The 18,521-nt window shown below is 56.3% G+C and carries 17 protein-coding genes and 2 tRNA genes; 11 read left to right on the top strand and 8 right to left on the bottom strand.

What is annotated here, in order from left to right:
• Positions 1 to 293: 293 nt before the first annotated feature.
• The 3 genes from L8V22_RS09255 to L8V22_RS09245 all read right to left on the bottom strand — a co-directional run bounded on the left by L8V22_RS09255 (position 294) and on the right by L8V22_RS09245 (position 3,274).
• On the bottom strand, positions 294 to 1,796 hold the full coding sequence (locus tag L8V22_RS09255; RefSeq protein ID WP_238801170.1) for a peptide MFS transporter: 1,503 nt from the start codon (positions 1,794 to 1,796) through the stop codon (positions 294 to 296).
• A gap of 235 nt (positions 1,797 to 2,031) precedes the next feature.
• On the bottom strand, positions 2,032 to 2,655 hold the full coding sequence (locus L8V22_RS09250; protein WP_005324052.1) for an ATP-dependent Clp protease proteolytic subunit: 624 nt from the start codon (positions 2,653 to 2,655) through the stop codon (positions 2,032 to 2,034).
• Positions 2,656 to 2,674: 19 nt separating this feature from the next.
• Entirely contained in the window at positions 2,675 to 3,274 is a 600-nt protein-coding gene (locus tag L8V22_RS09245) for an ATP-dependent Clp protease proteolytic subunit (protein WP_049377226.1), read from the bottom strand.
• Positions 3,275 to 3,412: 138 nt separating this feature from the next.
• Here L8V22_RS09245 and L8V22_RS09240 point away from each other — a divergent pair, with 138 nt between their 5' ends.
• From L8V22_RS09240 to L8V22_RS09220, 5 genes are all read left to right on the top strand, one after another.
• Positions 3,413 to 4,093, top strand: a complete 681-nt coding sequence (locus L8V22_RS09240) for a metal-dependent transcriptional regulator (RefSeq protein ID WP_269966484.1) — start codon at positions 3,413 to 3,415, stop codon at positions 4,091 to 4,093.
• A gap of 115 nt (positions 4,094 to 4,208) precedes the next feature.
• Positions 4,209 to 4,676 (top strand): class Ib ribonucleoside-diphosphate reductase assembly flavoprotein NrdI, encoded by a 468-nt coding sequence (nrdI, locus tag L8V22_RS09235; protein ID WP_005324049.1) that lies wholly within the window; start codon positions 4,209 to 4,211, stop codon positions 4,674 to 4,676.
• 50 nt (positions 4,677 to 4,726) lie between these two features.
• A complete protein-coding gene (nrdE, locus tag L8V22_RS09230; RefSeq protein ID WP_005324048.1) occupies positions 4,727 to 6,922 on the top strand; it encodes a class 1b ribonucleoside-diphosphate reductase subunit alpha in 2,196 nt (731 codons plus the stop codon).
• Positions 6,923 to 6,974: 52 nt separating this feature from the next.
• A complete protein-coding gene (nrdF, locus tag L8V22_RS09225; protein ID WP_023020918.1) occupies positions 6,975 to 8,000 on the top strand; it encodes a class 1b ribonucleoside-diphosphate reductase subunit beta in 1,026 nt (341 codons plus the stop codon).
• A 297-nt stretch (positions 8,001 to 8,297) separates the two neighbouring features.
• A complete protein-coding gene (locus L8V22_RS09220) occupies positions 8,298 to 8,879 on the top strand; it encodes an NADPH-dependent FMN reductase (RefSeq protein ID WP_005324045.1) in 582 nt (193 codons plus the stop codon).
• Between the two features lie 173 nt (positions 8,880 to 9,052).
• On the opposite strand, the gene tig is transcribed toward L8V22_RS09220, so the two are convergent.
• The 3 genes from tig to L8V22_RS09205 form a co-directional block, all read right to left on the bottom strand.
• Complete coding sequence (tig, locus tag L8V22_RS09215; RefSeq protein ID WP_005324044.1) at positions 9,053 to 10,411, bottom strand: trigger factor; 1,359 nt, start codon at positions 10,409 to 10,411, stop codon at positions 9,053 to 9,055.
• 90 nt (positions 10,412 to 10,501) lie between these two features.
• Positions 10,502 to 10,575 (bottom strand) — tRNA-Pro (locus tag L8V22_RS09210).
• A 134-nt stretch (positions 10,576 to 10,709) separates the two neighbouring features.
• Complete coding sequence (locus L8V22_RS09205) at positions 10,710 to 11,531, bottom strand: DUF1542 domain-containing protein (RefSeq protein ID WP_269966483.1); 822 nt, start codon at positions 11,529 to 11,531, stop codon at positions 10,710 to 10,712.
• A gap of 122 nt (positions 11,532 to 11,653) precedes the next feature.
• Here L8V22_RS09205 and L8V22_RS09200 point away from each other — a divergent pair.
• The 4 genes from L8V22_RS09200 to L8V22_RS09185 all read left to right on the top strand — a co-directional run bounded on the left by L8V22_RS09200 (position 11,654) and on the right by L8V22_RS09185 (position 14,202).
• Positions 11,654 to 11,728 (top strand) — tRNA-Gly (locus L8V22_RS09200).
• 116 nt (positions 11,729 to 11,844) lie between these two features.
• Entirely contained in the window at positions 11,845 to 12,537 is a 693-nt protein-coding gene (locus tag L8V22_RS09195) for a nitroreductase (protein WP_238801168.1), read from the top strand.
• 180 nt (positions 12,538 to 12,717) lie between these two features.
• A complete protein-coding gene (locus L8V22_RS09190; RefSeq protein ID WP_238801167.1) occupies positions 12,718 to 13,350 on the top strand; it encodes a hypothetical protein in 633 nt (210 codons plus the stop codon).
• Between the two features lie 18 nt (positions 13,351 to 13,368).
• On the top strand, positions 13,369 to 14,202 hold the full coding sequence (locus L8V22_RS09185; RefSeq protein ID WP_238801166.1) for an aldo/keto reductase: 834 nt from the start codon (positions 13,369 to 13,371) through the stop codon (positions 14,200 to 14,202).
• Positions 14,203 to 14,287: 85 nt separating this feature from the next.
• Here L8V22_RS09185 and L8V22_RS09180 read toward each other — a convergent pair whose 3' ends face one another.
• Positions 14,288 to 14,761, bottom strand: coding sequence for a ribose-5-phosphate isomerase (locus L8V22_RS09180; protein WP_238801165.1), 474 nt, complete (start codon positions 14,759 to 14,761; stop codon positions 14,288 to 14,290).
• 116 nt (positions 14,762 to 14,877) lie between these two features.
• Here L8V22_RS09180 and L8V22_RS09175 point away from each other — a divergent pair, with 116 nt between their 5' ends.
• On the top strand, positions 14,878 to 15,282 hold the full coding sequence (locus L8V22_RS09175; RefSeq protein WP_238801164.1) for an MFS transporter: 405 nt from the start codon (positions 14,878 to 14,880) through the stop codon (positions 15,280 to 15,282).
• Here the strand turns inward: L8V22_RS09175 and L8V22_RS09170 are convergent.
• Complete coding sequence (locus tag L8V22_RS09170; RefSeq protein ID WP_238801163.1) at positions 15,279 to 15,902, bottom strand: mycothiol-dependent nitroreductase Rv2466c family protein; 624 nt, start codon at positions 15,900 to 15,902, stop codon at positions 15,279 to 15,281. The genes L8V22_RS09175 and L8V22_RS09170 overlap by 4 nt on opposite strands.
• 98 nt (positions 15,903 to 16,000) lie before the next feature.
• On the opposite strand from L8V22_RS09170, the gene pepN reads away from it, so the two are divergent.
• Entirely contained in the window at positions 16,001 to 18,517 is a 2,517-nt protein-coding gene (gene pepN, locus L8V22_RS09165) for an aminopeptidase N (RefSeq protein ID WP_238801162.1), read from the top strand.
• Positions 18,518 to 18,521 lie beyond the last annotated feature (4 nt).

The following is an 18,521-nucleotide window of genomic DNA, read 5'->3' as shown; positions in this document are numbered from 1 at the left end:
ATGAACACGGTACGCATCTGCGGCGCCTTCACACGTCGCGGACGAAATGCAGATTACTCCTGCACCTATCCGCAGACAATTGCTTTTCTTTAACATTTCCTTTGGTTAACCTTTTGTTAACCTGCTGGGGCTCAGAATCGAGCCCAAGAGAATTCCAAAGGGATAAAATTTCCCCAGCTAATGCCAATTAAATGCCCCCACCTCCCCTGCTTAACCCGAGTGATAAAAACCACTTAGGGAGTTATGCCAACATCACGCCGACATACCTCCCATTTAAGGGTGTTTTACAGCATCTAGCGGAAGGTGGAAAATTTCTTTACCACCCAGCGGCTTAGAACAAGCAGGATGGCACCCAACACGATGGATACAACACCAAGGGAGATGAAGAAGGTATTCTCCGCGCCTGCATCATCCGGGTTATAGAAGCTAGCCAAGGAGCCGGCCAGCGAGGTACCCATAGCCACCGCCATCATCCACACCGCCATCATGCGGGACGGGAACGCCACCGGCGCCACCTTAGTAGCTAGGGCATTGCCCACCGGCGACAGTAGAAGTTCCGCCATGGTGAAAAGGAAGAGGATGAAAACGATGACAAACATCGGGGTGGAGTTCGCTTCCGCACCCGAGAAAGGAAGGAAGAAGAACAAGGAGATGCCGATGACGATATTGGCTACGCCGAACTTTACTGGGGTGGACCACTGCCTATCCCCTAGCTTCGTCCACATCGTTGCAAAGACTGCGGAGAAAATAACGATAAAAATTGGGTTAATGGACTGCACCAGTGATGGCGGGATTTCCCAACCAAACATGTGGCGGTCCAAGCGCACATCCGAATAAATCGTCATCACGGTGAACTGCTGCTGGAAGATGCCGAAGAACAAAACGCCGGAAACGAACAGCGGGATAAAGCCGAGCAGGCGGTTCTTTTCCTCGCGGGTCACCAACTTCGAGGTATACATTTGGCCCCACAAATAGATTGCAGCTACAAGAGCCACCGCGGTGACAATATTGGACAGCCAATCAACCTGAATAGCGCCGGTAGCCAATGCCACCACCATGACCACGACCACGGCGGCAACTGCCACCACCCCCATAAGTAGCTGCTTGGAGCTAGCCGGGTTTGGAACCTCGTGCCCCGCGTCCTTAATAGTGGTCTTGCGCATCAGGGAGTACTGAATCAGGCCGAGCGCCATGCCGACTGCCGCGATACCGAAGCCCCAATGGAAGCCCTGCCAGCCCCACAGAGCGGTGGTAAGCAGCGGACCAACAAGAGCACCGATATTGACACCCATATAGAAGATGGAGAAGCCACCATCACGGCGCGGGTCGTCCCGGCTGTACATGGAACCAAGCACGACCTGTGCAGTGGTCTTAACGCCACCAGACCCAACCGCAATAAGAACCAAGCCAATCGCCAACCCCGTAACCGCAGGGATAAACGCCAACGCGAGGTGGCCAGCCATCACCATGACGGCTGAGTAAAACAGTGTGCGCTCTGCACCCAGCACACGGTCAGCGACAAGAGAAGCCAACAAGCAGGCCATATATACTAAGCCGCCATAGGCGCCGACGATGGACGTCGCGTCCGCTCGATCTAGACCTAGGCCACCATCGGTAGTGGCGTAATACATGTACAGCAGGACTAGGGCCTGCATGCCGTAGAAGCTAAAGCGCTCCCACATTTCCACGCCAAAAAGGTTGGCCAAGCCCCAAGGGTGGCCAAAGAATGTGCGCTCGCCGCTCTGCGGCACGGGCGCAGCAGCCTGGGCCGCCGCGTCAGATGTGTGTTTCTCCATAAAAACATATGACCACTTAGAGGCCTAAATCACAAATCGGTCGTTATAGGTTTAGTGTCGCATGACAGAAATGTACCTAACGGCCTGCAGGAATTGCATGAAGAGAGGTACCCCATTCGGGTGCAGCACGAGTCAGCAGCACACCCCCTTCCCTGCATTAAAAGCAGAAAACCCCTGCCATACAACTGGAATGCAGGTTGCATAGCAGGGGCCACGTGAAATGCGTTATTCCAAATTATGCATTGAGCTTGCGGTAATCAAAGACCGTATCGATGATGCCGTACTCAACGGCTTCCTGAGCGGTCAGGATCTTGTCGCGGTCAGTATCAATGCGGATCTGCTCAGCGGTACGACCAGTGTGCTCAGACAGGGTAGTTTCCATCAGCTTACGCATGCGCTCAATCTCAGCGGCTTGGATCTCCAGGTCAGAAACCTGGCCCTGGGTACCCTGCGTTGCCGGCTGGTGGATCAAAACGCGGGAGTTTGGCAGCGCAGCACGCTTGCCTGGTGCACCCGCCGCCAAGAGCACAGCCGCTGCGGAAGCAGCCTGGCCCAGGCACACGGTCTGCACATCGGGTCGCACGTAGCGCATGGTGTCATAGATAGCCATCAACGCGGTGAAGGATCCACCAGGCGAGTTGATGTACATGGTGATATCGCGGTCCGGATCCTGGCTCTCCAAGACCAGCAGCTGCGCCATGATGTCATTGGCGGAAGTGTCATCTACCTGGGTACCCAAGAAGATAATACGCTCTTCAAAAAGCTTGGAGTATGGGTTTGTTTCCTTAGTGCCCTGTGCGGACTGCTCAATGAAGGATGGCAGAACGTAACGGGAACTTGGCATCTGGGACTGATTCATAGTGATTTCTCCTTATTCCCTAGTTGCTCAGCGGGCCGTTGACGGACTCGATGACGTGGTCAACAATGCCGTAATCCTTGGCCTGCTGTGCGGTCATCCAACGGTCACGATCAGAGTCCTTGGTGATCTGCTCAAAGGTTTGGCCGGTGTGCTCGGCAATGAGCTCAGCCATCTCGCGCTTGGTTTGCGCAAACTGTTCAGCCTGGATAGCGATATCTGCGGCAGTACCGCCCACGCCTGCGGAAGGCTGGTGCATCATGATGCGTGCGTGCGGCAGGGCAAAGCGCTTGCCCTTGGTACCGCCGGAAAGCAGGAACTGGCCCATGGAAGCTGCCAGACCCATACCGTAGGTGGCGATATCGCACGGCGAGTACTTCATGGTGTCGTAGATGGCCATGCCCGCAGTGACAGAGCCACCCGGGGAGTTGATGTAGAGCGAAATGTCGCGAGTGGGGTCCTCGGCGGACAGCAGGAGGATCTGGGCGCACAGCTTGTTCGCAATCTCATCATCGACCTGGGTTCCCAGGAAGATAATGCGCTCGCGCAACAGGCGCTCGTACACGCTATCGCTCAGATTCATACCCGTAGACGACGAGTTCATTGAAATCTTCTCAGACATTAGTGGTTCTCCTTCAAGTGAAGAATGCTTTAACTGGCCCCACCTTACCGGCATTTCTCTCAAACTTGGCCTCTGTTCGCTATGAGCGTTGGGCCACAGCGCCAAAGGCGCACACGGAAGCTGGGTTAACATTTACTCATGTCTATTTCCGAGCTGTCCACCAGTACCCAGAACTATTTGAAAGCTATCTGGGGGCTAAAGGAATGGTCATCCGAGCCCGTTACCGCCACGCTTATAGCGAAACAGCTGGGACTCAAGCTCTCCTCGGTTTCCGATGCAGTGCGCAAAATGGCGAAGCAAGGGCTCGTGTCACACACGCCCTATGGCTCTGTGGAGTTAACCGAACTTGGCAGGCAGTACGCATTGGTCATGGTGCGCCGTCACCGATTGCTTGAGTCTTTTTTGGTTCAAGCATTGGGCTACACCTGGGACGAAGTCCATAATGAAGCCGAAAATCTCGAACACGCGGTGTCTGACATGCTCATAGAACGTGTGGATAAGTTCCTTGATTACCCCACTAGGGATCCGCACGGCGATCCTATCCCTACGGTTGATGGACAGATCACTATCCCCAGTGCGCATCGCCTCACCGACAGCGGTGCACAATCGCAGGTGACCGTGGAACGCATTTCTGATTCCGACCCACAACTGCTGAAGTTCCTTGAAGAGCGCGGCATTGTCACTGGGGCTGTTCTTAGCACGCGCGAGGGAGCGCCCTTTTCAGATTCTCTCGAAATACAGGTGGCCGGCGGCACTCAGTGGGTAGTACTTGGACGCCCAGCTACCGACGCAGTGTTTGTAGCACACCACAACCTTTAGACATTCCCCTTTGCATTAATCCTGCTCTCACCTGCCCTTTTCAAAACTACGTTAGACCGTAGTTGCAACTACGGCATTGCGTAGTTAGTATTTTCGAATATCACCTATCCCACTTATGGCTAAGGCCAGAATGAGCAGGATTGCCATGTCAGACTCACCAGATTTGGTGTACTTTTCCAGCGTTTCAGAGAACACGAAAAGATTCGTCGAACGCTTAGATAGACCCGCGGTGCGCATTCCACTGCGCCCCAAGAAAACCGGGATGATCCAGGTTTCACACCCGTACGTACTCATCGTTCCCACCTACGGCGGCGGCTCGCTCAAGCGCGCAGTCCCCAAACAGGTCATCGACTTCCTCAATGACCCAATCAACCGCTCCTTTATCCGGGGCGTTATTACCTCAGGGAATACCAACTTCGGAAGTGCTTACTGCGTCGCCGGACGCATCATTTCCGCCAAGTGCCACGTACCGGAGCTGTATCACTTCGAGCTTCTCGGCACCCAGAAGGACATCGCCGCCGTAAAGCAGGGCCTTCAGAAGTTTTGGGAGCAGCAAAAGCAGCTAACGATGACACCCCATTAATCCCCCACAAGATGAAGAACACATCCGCATCACACAGATTGGAAAACACAATGTGGCCTCTTGATGCCACCCCCACACAGACTATTGGCGCTACGCCCCGCACCGCTTCAGCAGACAATGCCGGCGGTGTCGGCAAGCGCAAGAGCTACCACGCACTCAACGCGCAGCTGAACTTGTTCGACGCTTCTGGAAAAATCCAGTTTGACAAGGACATTCAGGCAGCACAAGACTATGTCACGCACCATGTCGCTCCCCGCATGCATCAGTTCGATTCCACCAAGCAACGCTTGGAATGGTTGGTTGATAACGAGTACTACGAGCGGGATTTCCTTGAGCTTTATGATGACGCCTTTCTGTGCGCCATGTACGACAGAGCACATCGAGTTAAGCATCAGTTCCGCACCTTCCTCGGCGCATTTAAGTTCTTCACTTCATATGCACTGAAAACCTTTGATGGCTCCCGATTCCTAGAAGGCTACGAAGAACGCGTCGCCACCACAGCTTTATACCTTGCACAGGGCGACGAAGAGCTCGCAGAAAAGCTGGTGGATGACATCATGACCGGACGCTTCCAGCCCGCCACCCCTACTTTTCTCAACGCAGGCAAAGCCCAGCGCGGCGAAATGGTCTCCTGCTTCCTCCTGCGAATCGAAGACAATTTGGAGAGCATTGGCCGCTGCGTGAACTCTGCACTGCAACTATCAAAGCGCGGTGGTGGAGTGGCCCTGTTGCTGAGCAATCTGCGCGAATCCGGAGCCCCGATCAAAAAGATTGAGAACCAGGCTTCCGGCGTAGTCCCAGTCATGAAGATTCTCGAAGATAGCTTCAGCTATGCCAACCAATTGGGCTCCCGGCAGGGCGCTGGAGCCGTCTACCTGCATGCGCACCATCCAGATATTCTTCGCTTCCTGGATACCAAGCGGGAAAATGCCGATGAGAAAGTCCGCATCAAGACTCTTTCGCTGGGGGTTGTTATTCCAGATATAACCTTCCGTCTGGCCAAAGAGAACAAGGATATGCATCTTTTTAGCCCGTATGACATCGCTCGCGAGTACGGCGTAGCCATGTCTGACATGTCCATCACCGAGTACTACGACGAGCTGGTTGCCAATCCGCGAATCTCTCACACGACCATTAAGGCCCGCGAGTTTTTCACCACGCTGGCTGAGCTTCAGTTTGAATCCGGATACCCCTACATCCTCTTTGAAGATACGGTCAACCGCGCTAATCCCCTCAAAGGACATATCAATATGTCCAACCTGTGTAGCGAAATCCTCCAGGTCAACACGCCATCGACCTACGGAGCTTCGGGTGACTACACCACCGTTGGCCAGGATATTTCCTGCAATCTAGGTTCGCTCAACATTGCGAAGGCTTTTGAATCGCCGGACTTCGGGGAGACCGTCGAAACCGCAGTGCGTGCCCTCACGAAGGTTTCAGACCTGACGAATATCGAAGCTGTTCCCTCCATCGCTCACGGAAATGCTTCCATGCATGCCATTGGTCTGGGCCAAATGAATCTCCACGGCTTCCTTGCTTCACAGCGTATTCCTTATGGCTGCGCCGAGGCACTGGACTTTACAAATATCTATTTCCTCACGGTGACCTACCATGCGCTCCGCGCATCCCATGCACTCGCGGTTGAAAAAGGTCAACGATTCACAGGCTTCGAAGAATCCACCTATGCCACTGGCGCCTACTTTGACAAATACATCGACCAAGACTGGGCGCCAGCCACTGAACACGTAAAACAGCTCTTCCACGAAGCAGGCGTGCAGATCCCTCAACGCGAGGATTGGCTACGGCTCAAGAATCAAGTGATGCAAGACGGCATCTACAACGCCTACTTGCAGGCAGTTCCACCCACTGGATCAATTTCCTACATCAATGACTCCACCGCGTCCATCCACCCAATTGCCTCCAAAATTGAAATACGCAAGGAAGGCCGCTTGGGGCGCGTGTACTACCCCGCGCCGGAAATGACCAACGACAACCTGGAGTATTTCGATGACTCCTACGCCGTGGGATACGAAAAAATCATCGACACCTACGCCATGGCCACCCAACACGTGGACCAAGGGCTTTCCCTGACCTTGTTCTTTACCGCTGATACCACCACGCGGGACATCAACAAGGCACAAATCTATGCCTGGAAAGCCGGAATCAAGACCCTCTACTACATCCGTTTACGCCAATCCGCGCTCCAAGGAACCGAGGTCGAAGGCTGCGTCTCCTGTGCTTTGTAGGAGCACGGTCCTCCCCCTTGTCCACAACCATTCACTCAGAAAGAAAGAAGCTATGTCGTCAACATCGAATAGTGCTGAACTAACCAGCATTTCAGTTACTCCGCCGAGCTACCGGCATGATCCTTCAGCCCGCATCCGCGCCATCAATTGGAACCGGGTGAGCGATGACAAGGATCTTGAAGTGTGGAACCGTCTAACCGCCAACTTTTGGTTGCCAGAGAAGGTCCCGCTTTCTAATGATCTCCCGGCGTGGCAGAAGATGACACCCGAGGAACGCAACCTCACCATGCGGGTGTTCACGGGACTCACCACCCTGGATACTGTCCAGGCCACCGTGGGTGAAATCTGTCAGATTCAAGATGCCCGCACCGAACACGAGGAGGCCGTGTATACCAACATCGCCTTCATGCAGTCAGTCCATGCCCGTTCATACTCTTCAGTGTTTTCTACCCTGAGCAGTACAAAGGAAATTGATGAAGCATACCGCTGGGCGGTGAATAACGACCTTCTCCAGGCACGCGCCAAGAAAGTTCTCGCGCACTATTTTGGGCCGGATCCACTCAAACGCAAGGTGTCATCGACGTTGCTTTCCTCGCTGCTTCTCTACGCGGGTTTCTATCTTCCCTTGCACTTTTCTGTCCACGCCACCCTGACAAATACGGCAGACATGATCCGCCTCATTCTGCGTGACAAGGCAGTGCACGGCTACTACTCGGGTTACAAATATCAGCGCGGTCTGGAATCCACGACCCCGCTACGGCAGAAGGAGATGCATGATTTCACCATTTCTTTGCTCGAAGAGCTTTATGCACTAGAGCTGGACTATTCCGGCGAGCTATATGAGCCTTTGGGACTCATGGATGATGTAGCCGTGTTCGTTCGCTATAACGCCAATAAGGCACTCATGAATTTGGGCTACCCGGATTATTTCCCGCCCGAAGAAACGGAAGTGAACCCAGAAATCCTCGCGGCCTTAGCCCCCGGAGCAGATGAGAACCATGACTTCTTCTCCGGATCTGGTTCCTCCTATGTCATTGGCACTGCTGAAGAAACGAGTGATGATGACTGGGATTTCTAAACCTTTTCCGCGACCGGACCAAGGAAGCTGGCTTGAGACCATCGCGCTGTTTGAAGCCATCCGCGAAGGAAACCAACCCGCAGCCATGCGGCTGTTGAATACATCCGCCGCACGAGAGGCCGTCCTCGGGGGGGGCTTCTAGGACTCATCGAACTGTACTTCCACCATGAAGAAGGAGACAAAGTAGATGGCTTCCTCACCGCCGCCCACGCTGCCGGCCCACCACCGGCCTTTGGCTGCAAGCCTTTTCTCCCTTGACCACGTCTCCCTACACCCAACTAAGAAAGAAGGTTTACCATGACCACCCCACGTATCAGCGTTATCGTCGGCAGCCTGCGCCGAGAGTCATTTGCACGCAAGATTGCACACGAGGTGCTCACGATGATCCCTGAAGGCTACGAGGCAAACATCGTGGAAATCCGTGACTTGCCGCTCTATGACTTCGACTACGATGACCCCGCCGTCACGGACAAGCCCACTCCGGCTGAGTACACCACCTTTCGCGAGACCATCAAGAACTCGAGCGGGATCCTCTTCATTACGCCAGAGAACAACCGCACTATCCCTGCCTGCCTCAAAAACGCAGTGGACATCGGCTCTAAACCCAACTCAGATGTGGCGTGGAAGAACCTTCCCGCAGGTATCATTAGCCACTCTGTAGGCCGCATGGGCGGCTACAGTTCACAGAAGAACCTTCGCCTCGCTCTGTCCTACTTCGACATGCCGCTCCCTGGTCAGCCCGAAGTATTTCTGGGCCAATCCCCCACCCTTTTCGAAGAGTCCGGACATCTCAATCAACGTACCGCAGACTTTGTCAAGGATTACGTTATGCGCTTCCTGCAGTTGACCGACGAGGCCTTTAGAGCCAAGAACGGCTAGCGGTATCCCCAGCCAACACACATCACGCCCTCTTCGAAGTACTCAAAGACTCCTAGGGGGCGTTCACAATGGCACAAACCCCGGATTCAGGCTCATCCTTGAGTTACCTGAATCCGGGGTTTCATGCGCGCTCGCCACCACACATGTGGCAGCAGCGCGTTACAAGCGGGAGATTACTTCTCCTCGGAAGCTTCTGCAGCGTCCTCTTCTTCGATTTCACCGAAGTACTGGTCAACGTCTACATCGTTGCCCTCTTCATCCTTGACGGTGGTGCGGCAGATAGCGGCAGCCAGTGCCTTACCACGGCGCACGTCAGAGAAAAGATTTGCGATCTGGCCGTTGGACTGCAGCTGCTGGATGAACTGGTTCGGGTCCATGCCGTAGGACTGAGCGGTGAACAGGATGTGGTCGGTCAGCTCCTGCTGGGAAACTTCCGGCTCTTCCTTCTCTGCTACAGCGTCAAGGAACAGCTGGGTGCGCACGGACTCTTCTGCCTGCTCGCGAGTCTGCTTATCAAACTCCTCGCGGGAGGTGCCCTGTGCCTCAAGCAGCTGAGCCAGGGCCTTCTCATCGTGAGCCAGCTGGCCCAGGATCTGGTGCAGCTGGGAGTGAGCCTGCTCGTCCACTACGGACTGCGGCAGTTCGAATTCAACCTCGGACAGTGCGGACTTCAGAACCTCATCGCGGATCTGTGCAGCCTGCTCAGCCTTCTTGGTCTCCTCCACCTGGGTCTTGGTGGATTCACGCAGCTCGTCCATGGTGTCGAACTCAGAAGCCATCTGCGCAAACTCATCGTCCATAGCCGGCAGCTTGCGCTCCTTCGACTGCTGGACATGCACCTTGATGGTGGCCTCTTCGTCCTTGTGCTCACCGGACTGGATGGTGGAGGTGAACTCGTTATCCTCACCGGTCTTCATGCCGCGCAGGGCGGTATCCAGGCCCTTGATAAGGTCATCGTCGCCGATACGGTAGGACAGGCCTTCGGTGGAAGCGTCCTCGATCTTCTCGCCATCAATCTCGGCGGTGATGTCGATGATGGCGTAGTCGCCGGTCTTCATCTTGCGCTTGGTGTCCTTGAGCTCACCGAAGCGCTCTGCCAGCTCCTCCAGAGCCTTGTCGACGTCCTCTTCGTCAGCCTTTAGGGCTGGGACGGTAACGGAGATCTTGGAGAAGTCCGGAATCTCGAACTCAGGACGGATATCAACCTCTGCGGTGAACTCCACGAAGTCCTTGTCCTCAATCTTGGAAATGTCAACGTCCGGCTGGCCGATGACCTTCAGATCGTTTTCCTTGACTGCCTGCTCGTAGCGGGAAGGCAGCATGTCATTGACAACCTGCTCCAGGATGGGGCCGCGGCCGAAGCGAGCGTCAATAAGCTGGCGCGGTGCCTTGCCCTTACGGAAACCTGGAATAGAAACCTGCTGCGCGATTGCCGCGTAAGCTTGATCGATTTCCTGGTCCAGCTCCGCAAACGGAACGTTGACGGTGAGCTTAACGCGGGTATCGCTCAGCTTGTCTACGGTGGTCTTCACGAGTGAATCTCCCTGGCTTCATTGTTTTACGTACATAAACTTAAAGGGGGTCCGGAAATCCTTATTAGGGCATTTCCAGACCCCCATACGTCGGGGCGACAGGATTTGAACCTGCGACCCCCTGCTCCCAAAGCAGGTGCGCTACCAAACTGCGCCACGCCCCGTATGTAGGCCACCAAGTTACCTTGGCTGCGTTGCATACCTGAGACAGTGTACCGTGTCCGTTTTAAATCTCCTAAACGGACCCCCACTTAATGGAATCAACGCAGCACAGAAGACGATTTTGACAGACTAGCGGCTAGAAATCGAAATCGAAATCAAACATTCCGTCAAAGAATCCGCCGCCATCGCCATCGCCAAGGCCATCAAACAGGCCGCCGCCGTCATCGCCACCGCCCATGTCGCCAGCATCGCCAGCGTCACCGCCCATGTCGCCAGCATCGCCCATGCCGTCACCACCGCCCCAGTCACCGCTTTCGGCAGCGGTCGCGGAATAACCAATGCCAGACATACCGGAGAACAGGGCATTAAACATCATGGAGTAGCCAACCATCCACACGCCGGTCTGCAATGCCTCGGCCCACCACGGACGTGAGTACCAACCCGCCGGAACTGGGCGCCCTGCGACAATTCCGCCTGGGTAGTAGTTCGGGGTATCCGCGGAGGCATACGGCGAGGCCGTAATCTGCTGACCATTCGCTTCCACCGTGCGCTTTTCCGTTACCTTGCCCGCGGCGCGCTGTCCCTCGAGCGGCGGTAGCTCTGGGCCCGGGTTCATGCCCATAATCTCGCGCGCAGCATTCACATAATGCATGCCTTCCAGAGCGGACTCACGCGCGAGGTTCGCCTGCTTTGCAGTAGTGGCGCGCGAAATCGCCGAGTTAGCTGCTGTAAAACGCTCGGACGCATCGGCCATTGCCTGCTGGGAGGCAGAGTCTGTGCCTGAAATCTGCATTACTTGGCCACCCAGGCGCTCAATCCACCGGCGAGCATCGGCTTGTGCATCGGCCAATTGCTGTGCTTCTCGTTCCTCGCGGCGCTTTTGAGAGTTGCGCGAGGACATAAACCACGCACCTCCGCCCACTGCCAGCACAAGGAGCAAAATTTCCACTATGATCATCGCCTTCTATTGGTAGGGCCGTTCTGCTTATAACAACGACTCAAGCGCTACCCTAGTTCCCTATTTTCATTTTTGCCCCCACGTGCGCTAAAGTATGGCGCAGCGTTTCAATAGCGCGCTGTGGGAATGTCGTATAGTGGCTAATACCTCAGCCTTCCAAGCTGAAGACGCGGGTTCGATTCCCGTCATTCCCTCCACGTCTCGCCCATCTTTCAGGTGGGCGATTTTTCGTTTTCCTCCCCGGCCTTGCTCATCTGCGCTAGCCACACTTGGTTTAAGGCGGACGCATGCGGCGAAGTGTACAGTGGCGCGCATGACTTCAACCAATAAGTATTCCGAATTTATCCGCAATCGCCACTCTCCCCGCGCATTCCTGCCGGAGCCCATGCCGGTAGAAGACATCAAGCAGGTCTTGGAGGACGCTCAATCCGCACCGTCCAACTCCAATACCCAGCCGTGGAACGTCCACGTGGTAGGCGGAGAAAAGCTCAAGGAGCTCAGCGCCGCGCTGATTAAGGAATTCGACACCAACGGCCTCAGCCCGGACTCCACCACCGATTATGGTGAGGGCATCCATCCCCAGCGTTCCCAAGAACTGGCCGCCAAAATGTACGGTCTGCTGGGCATTAAGCGCGAGGATAAAGAAGGCCGCGTGGAGTTCGTCCGCGAAAACCTGCGCTTCTTCGGCGCGCCGCATGCGGTACTTCTTTTTATCCCACCGATGGGCGACCGCATCCGTGCCGCCTTTGACCAGGGAACCTACACCGAAAACTTCCTGCTTTCCCTGGAGGCACACGGCTATCACGGCATCCCACAGGGCATGATTTCCCTAATTGCGCCAACCGCACGCGAATTCCTCGGCGTGGACGAGGACTACAAGCTGGTCACCGCCATCACCTTTGGTACGGCCGATGACTCTAGCCCAGTCTTTAATACGGCTCCGGGCCGCGCGCCGCTCTCAGAGACCGTGACGGTGCACGGTATCGAGGGGCTGGAGCTCGATTAGCGCCAGCTCCCCATCAGCAGGCTAGTTCAACGATTTCGTCCATCTAAACCACCGCGACCGTCGACGAAATAGGCGATTTATAGGGACGAAATCGTTGAATCGTCTCGGCGAGCGTCCTCTCACCAATATCACTAAGCGAAGTTCGTCGGAGGGGGCGTCGGCAAGCCTAGAATTGAGCCCATGGATATCACTCTTGCGACCTTTGACCATGCGCCGGAGACCGCACTGCGCGGCGTTCGTTTTAAAAACACGTGGGTGCCTTCGGAAAACTATGCGGACTCCCGCCGCGGTACCCTGACCGGACAGTACCCCCAGCGCCAAGCCACCACGCGCATCAGTGAGGTTTTTGCTGGGGTGGGCTATGAGGTGCGTGAAGACACGCAGCCTGCCGGTGAAGATGTCTTCCGCCTACTTGAACAGCCCAGCTTGGAAGAGCTCGACCAGATAGAAGGCGTCATTGCGGTCTGCTCCCTGCTAGGTGGAAATGCCCCGATGTCGGTGCTGTGGCCGGGTGTGGCGGAAAGCGGGGAGAATAACGAGCTAGTCTCCCCTATTGACTTGGCGCCTACCCTCGCCGCCATTGCCGGGCTGGACGTGCGCCCCAATGCACGCCTGTCCTTCGATGGGTTGAACCTAGTACCGGTACTGCGCCACGGTGCCTCGGGGCACGCCGCTTTGTTCTTTGACAATGGCGTGCGCATGATTGATGCCACGCTTATCGACGACACCGCTACCCCACCCCATGAGCGTGCCCGCCTGCAGGATGAGTGGGAGACGTGGAATAAATTCATCACGCTCGGCCCGTTGCAATAGATAGGTAGTCTGGGGCGCATGAGCGTACCTAACATCACCCTTAATGACGGCAATACCATCCCACAGCTGGGCTTCGGCGTATTTCAGATGGACCCAGACAAGACCGAGGAACTGGTAGCTGAAGCCCTGCGCGTGGGCTATCGCCACATCGATACCGCCGCCATCTACGGCAACGAAGAAGGCGTGGGCCGGGCTATTGCCAAGTCCGGCATTCCCCGCGAAGAGCTTTTTGTCACCACCAAGCTATGGAATGACCGCCAGACTGATGCCGCCGCGGCGCTCGAAGAATCCTTGGAAAAACTGGGGTTGGATTATGTAGACCTCTACCTCATCCACTGGCCGACCCCGGCAAAGGGTACGTATGTCGAGGCTTGGCAGCAGCTTATCGAGCTACAAAAGCAGGGCAAGGCAAAGTCCATCGGCGTCTCCAACTTCGAGTTGGAGCACCTAGAGCAGTTGGAACTTAAGACCGACGTCAAGCCGGCGGTCAATCAGGTCGAACTTCACCCTTACCTGCAGCGCTGGCGGGAGCTGGATGCCTTCCGCGCCCACACCATAGCCATTGAGGCATGGGGTCCGCTGGGCCAGGGCAAAAGCGATATCTTGGAGGCACCCGAGGTCACCGAGGCTGCTGCTGCACACAATGTCAGCTCAGCGCAGGTCATTATCCGCTGGCATCTACAAAATGGAGTAATCCTCTTCCCTAAGTCCGCCACACCATCGCGCATCGCGGAGAATTTCGATGTCTACGGCTTTGAACTCAGCGAGGATGAGATGGCTGCCATCACTGCCTTGGATGAGGGCGAAGAGGGCCGCGGCGGTCCGCACCCGAATGACATGAATGACGCCTAAACCTTAAACCCCGGCTGAGCCGGCCGAAGCACACAAAGAAACGCCGTGGACCAAAGGAGGTTCCGCGGCGTTTATTCTATGTGGCTTAAGCTTCCGGCAGCTCGGGGGCGATGCCGGTGCGCTCATATTCTGCCAAGATGTCGATGCGGCGCTGGTGGCGTTCCGCGCGGGACCATTCTTGGTCCAGGAAGGCATCGACGATTTCCAAGGCTTGCTCCTCGGTGTGCATGCGGCCACCGATACCGATAAGCTGGGCGTTGTTGTGCTCGCGGGCAAGGCGGGCGGTCTCGGTGGACCAAGCCAGTGCACAGCGGGCACCCTTGACCTTATTGGCGGCAATCTGCTCGCCATTGCCGGAGCCGCCAAGCACAATGCCCAAAGAGCCTGGATCATTGACGGTGCGTTGTGCCGCTTCGATGCAAAATGCCGGGTAATCGTCATCAGCATCATAGGTATGGGCGCCGCAGTCAATGACTTCGTGGCCCTGTTTGGTGAGGTGTTCAGCGATCAGGTTCTTGGTTTCGAAACCTGCGTGGTCTGCTCCTAGATATACGCGCATGGCCCACATCCTACCGGCCCGGCCCGCCTTAAGGAGGCTTAGCGCCCACCCTGTCTCGCATTACAAATTCCTGATAGGCTCGCGGCCGGTCGCTATCACTATAAAGGAGGAAAGCCATGCCTATAACCAAACCGGTCCTCACGCTATACGGCGGGGCCGTTCTAGCATGCATCATCTTGCTCGGCGTTCAGGTTTCCGGAGGCGGAGGCTTCCTCCTGCCGCTTATTAACAGCACCCTTGCGACATTGGCCCACGTGAGCTTGGGTGTTTGGTGGATTGCGCAAAAGGTACGTGGAAATCCGCGGGCCAACGGGGGCGCCGTTGCGGCCGGCATTATCGCGCTTCTCGCCGGCGCCTCATGGGCATCCTGGGCGGTTGTGGCGTGGGACAACTTTGAGGCCGGTATGGAACTTCCCTCCATCAATATCGCAGGTCTGCCGGCCTTAATCTTGACCCCGCTGACCATCGCGCTGTGCGTCGGCGCCGCAATTCAGCTGCGCCGACGGGAAAAGAGCGCTTAGTTCTCCTCCACCTGCGGCATCTCGGTGCGGGAGCGCTTGAGTTCGAAGAAGTAGGGGTACTGGGCAAGGCGCAAGGAGGCGTCGAAAAGCTCGCCTGCTTCTTCCCCGGTAGGAATGCGGGTAATCACCGGGCCGAAGAAAGCGGTCTCGCCTAGCTTGATAACCGGGGTGCCTACCTCATCCCCCACGGAAGAAATCCCGTTGTGGTGGTACTCGCGCAGCTTCTCGTCATACTCTTCGGTATTGGCTACCTCGGCGAACTCGGCCGGAAGTTCTACCTCAGCCAGAGCCTGCGCGATGATGTCATCATAAGCGCCAAATCCGGTGCGCCCGCCGTTGCCCTTGGTGTGGACCAGGGTGCCCATCGCGGTGTACAGCTCGTCTACCTTCTCTGGACGCTCGGCCTTAACCTTGGCAAAGACACGTGCCGGGCCCCAGTTAGCCTTCATCATATCCATGTAAGTGGCGTCTAGATCACGGCCATCGTTCAGCACGGACAGGGACATCGGCTCGAACTCGACCTCAATATCGCGAACCTTTTCTACTTCCTTGATCCACCGCGAGGTGGCCCAAGCGAAGGGGCAAGATACGTCGAACCAGAACTTTACTGCGTCAGCCATGATTACTCCTTTGATTGATAAAAGTTTGCCCCACCAGCCTAGGCGCGCGACTACTGTAGATGCAGAACTATTTTCGGAACCGAAGGAGAATATAGGCTATGACCTCCGTAAACCTCACCCGCGAGGAAGCACAAAAACGCTCCCAGATGATTGAGGTGGACCATTATGATGTCACTTTAGACCTCAAGTATTCCGATACCCACTTCCTGTCCACTACGAAGGTGGAGTTTAAGTCCCGGGAAATCGGAGCGACCTTCATTGATCTGCGCGCCGAGGAAGTCCATGAGGTTCGCCTCAACGGCAATCCGCTGCCTACGGATTCCTATAACCCCACCTACGGCATTCCACTCTCCGGCCTCCAAGTAGCTGACTACACGCTAGAAGTCACCGCGAAGATCCCGTATTCCCGCACCGGTGAGGGCCTGCACCGCTTTATCGACCCCGCCGATGACAAGGTCTACCTCTATACCCAATTTGAAACCGCCGATGCCAAGCGGGTTTTCGCCTGTTTTGACCAGCCGGATATGAAGGCCACCTACGCGCTGCATTTCAAGGCTCCGGAGGACTGGACCGTCATTAGCAACGGCCCAGTGAGCTGGGAAGGAGACGTAGCCAGCACGGATATCGACTACCCGCTGTCTACCTACCTGGTAGCCCTGTGCGCCGGCCCTTACCACGAGGTCACCGATACCTGGCGTGGCGAGCTGACCGCACATCCCGAGGGCAAGCCGGCCCAAAAACTCGAGGTACCACTCGGCATTTACTGCCGCGCTTCGCTCGCCCATGCTCTGGATGCTGAGCGCTTGTTTACAGAGACCAAGCAGGGCTTTGATTTCTATCACCGCAACTTCGGCTTCCCCTACCCCTTTGGCAAGTATGACCAGATTTTCGTGCCGGAGTTCAACGCGGGTGCGATGGAAAATGCCGGGTGCGTCACCATCCGCGATGAATACGTCTTTACCTCCCAGGCCACGCACTATAAGTATGAGCGCCGTGCCGATACTATTTTGCACGAATTGGCCCATATGTGGTTCGGCGATCTCGTCACCATGCAGTGGTGGGACGATTTGTGGCTCAATGAGTCCTTCGCCACTTGGTCTGCGGCCATTTCTCAGGCGGAAGAAACCGAATACGATACCGCGTGGGTAACCTTTGCCAACGTAGAAAAGTCCTGGGCCTACCAGCAAGATCAGCTGCCTACCACCCACCCGATTTCTACCGATGCCAGCGATATCGAAACCGTAGAGCAAAACTTCGATGGCATCACCTACGCCAAGGGTGCTTCGGTACTCAAGCAGCTCCAAGCTTATGTTGGCCGCGAAAACTTCCTAGCCGGCGTGCGCCGTCACTTCGCCGCCCATGCATGGGGCAATGCCACCTTCAATGATCTCTTAGGACACCTTACGGAAGCCTCCGGCCGCGACCTTTCTTTCTGGGCGCAGCAGTGGCTTAAGACCTCCGGCATCAACACTCTGAGCATAGCGCTCAATGCGGATGAGTCCGGCACGATTACCCATGCCTATCTCACCCAGACTGGCGATACCTTACGCACCCACCGCGTGGCGGTGGGCCTATATAACCTGCAGGAGGGTCAGGTAGTGCGCACCGACCGTATCGAAATGGATATCGACGGCGCCTCCACCGAGATTCCAGAACTCATCGGCCGGCAGCTAGCAGACATCGACTTCCTGCTGCCCAATGACGATGACCTGACCTACTGCCTTATCGAATTGGACGCGGGTTCGCTGCAATTCCTGCTGGATAATATCGATAAGTTTGCCGATCCTATGGCCCGCACCCTGTGCTGGTCCACTGCCTGGGAGATGACCCGCGCTGGCACTATGCGCGCCCGCGATTTCATCCAGCTAGTGGCCCGCGGTATGCAGGCTGAGACCGAGCTTGCCGTCCTCGAACGCATTGTTTTGCAGGCCTCCAGCGCACTGAAGAACTACGCCGATCCACAGTGGGCGGCCCAGAGCACCCTGCTTGCCGACGCCCTCCTCGACGGCGCCCACAGCACCGACGCCCAGCGCTCCATCATCTGTACCCAGGCGCTGGCCAAGATTCGCCTGCACGATAGCGCAAGTGACTACCTGCGTAGCGTGCTCGACTCCTCCGAAGATGCGGGGCTGCGTTGGTATGCACTGGCGGCACTCGCCGCCGATGGGGCGATAAATGATGTCCCCACTGCCGCTAATGCGCAGTTAGAGCGCGATAATTCCGCCACCGGCTACTACTCCTCCCTGCGCGCCCGCGCCGCCGAAGCAACCGCCGAAAACAAGCGCACGGTATGGGAGGACATCGTGGCGGGCAACCTCACCAACCGCGAGCTCACCTCCAAACTTGAAGGTTTGCTCTATCCGCATGGCGAGGAGTTCCTTCCCACCACGGAGTTTTTCGATATTGCGGAAAAGGTGTGGTCTTCCCAGTCCTCCGAGGTCGCTCTGACCACCGTGACGGGTCTCTTTCCTTCCTGGGATATTACGCAAAAGGGCTTGGACCGCGCCGACGCTTTCCTGGAGAAAGACCTGCCCGGTGGTCTGCGCCGTACGATAACCGAGCAGCGTGACCGCGTAGCTCGTGCGCTGCGCAATCGCCAGGTGGACGCTAGCTAAGCCA

It is taken from the genome of Corynebacterium yonathiae, assembly GCF_027570195.1.
Lineage (GTDB): Bacteria > Actinomycetota > Actinomycetes > Mycobacteriales > Mycobacteriaceae > Corynebacterium > Corynebacterium yonathiae.
The sequence above is the reverse complement of the archived record's forward strand: the minus strand, read 5'-3'. Positions and strand labels throughout refer to the sequence as shown.

What these genes read in the sequence shown, in the direction of transcription:
- L8V22_RS09240 (WP_269966484.1), top strand. Translation starts at nt 3,413, where the DNA reads ATGTCTATTTCCGAGCTGTCCACCAGTACCCAGAACTATTTGAAAGCT.
- L8V22_RS09245 (WP_049377226.1), bottom strand. Translation starts at nt 3,274, where the DNA reads ATGTCTGAGAAGATTTCAATGAACTCGTCGTCTACGGGTATGAATCTG.
- L8V22_RS09205 (WP_269966483.1), bottom strand. Translation starts at nt 11,531, where the DNA reads ATGATCATAGTGGAAATTTTGCTCCTTGTGCTGGCAGTGGGCGGAGGT.
- L8V22_RS09185 (WP_238801166.1), top strand. Translation starts at nt 13,369, where the DNA reads ATGAGCGTACCTAACATCACCCTTAATGACGGCAATACCATCCCACAG.
- L8V22_RS09175 (WP_238801164.1), top strand. Translation starts at nt 14,878, where the DNA reads ATGCCTATAACCAAACCGGTCCTCACGCTATACGGCGGGGCCGTTCTA.
- nrdF (WP_023020918.1), top strand. Translation starts at nt 6,975, where the DNA reads ATGTCGTCAACATCGAATAGTGCTGAACTAACCAGCATTTCAGTTACT.
- L8V22_RS09170 (WP_238801163.1), bottom strand. Translation starts at nt 15,902, where the DNA reads ATGGCTGACGCAGTAAAGTTCTGGTTCGACGTATCTTGCCCCTTCGCT.
- L8V22_RS09250 (WP_005324052.1), bottom strand. Translation starts at nt 2,655, where the DNA reads ATGAATCAGTCCCAGATGCCAAGTTCCCGTTACGTTCTGCCATCCTTC.
- L8V22_RS09180 (WP_238801165.1), bottom strand. Translation starts at nt 14,761, where the DNA reads ATGCGCGTATATCTAGGAGCAGACCACGCAGGTTTCGAAACCAAGAAC.
- pepN (WP_238801162.1), top strand. Translation starts at nt 16,001, where the DNA reads ATGACCTCCGTAAACCTCACCCGCGAGGAAGCACAAAAACGCTCCCAG.
- L8V22_RS09255 (WP_238801170.1), bottom strand. Translation starts at nt 1,796, where the DNA reads ATGGAGAAACACACATCTGACGCGGCGGCCCAGGCTGCTGCGCCCGTG.
- L8V22_RS09195 (WP_238801168.1), top strand. Translation starts at nt 11,845, where the DNA reads ATGACTTCAACCAATAAGTATTCCGAATTTATCCGCAATCGCCACTCT.
- L8V22_RS09190 (WP_238801167.1), top strand. Translation starts at nt 12,718, where the DNA reads ATGGATATCACTCTTGCGACCTTTGACCATGCGCCGGAGACCGCACTG.
- nrdE (WP_005324048.1), top strand. Translation starts at nt 4,727, where the DNA reads ATGTGGCCTCTTGATGCCACCCCCACACAGACTATTGGCGCTACGCCC.
- L8V22_RS09220 (WP_005324045.1), top strand. Translation starts at nt 8,298, where the DNA reads ATGACCACCCCACGTATCAGCGTTATCGTCGGCAGCCTGCGCCGAGAG.
- nrdI (WP_005324049.1), top strand. Translation starts at nt 4,209, where the DNA reads ATGGCTAAGGCCAGAATGAGCAGGATTGCCATGTCAGACTCACCAGAT.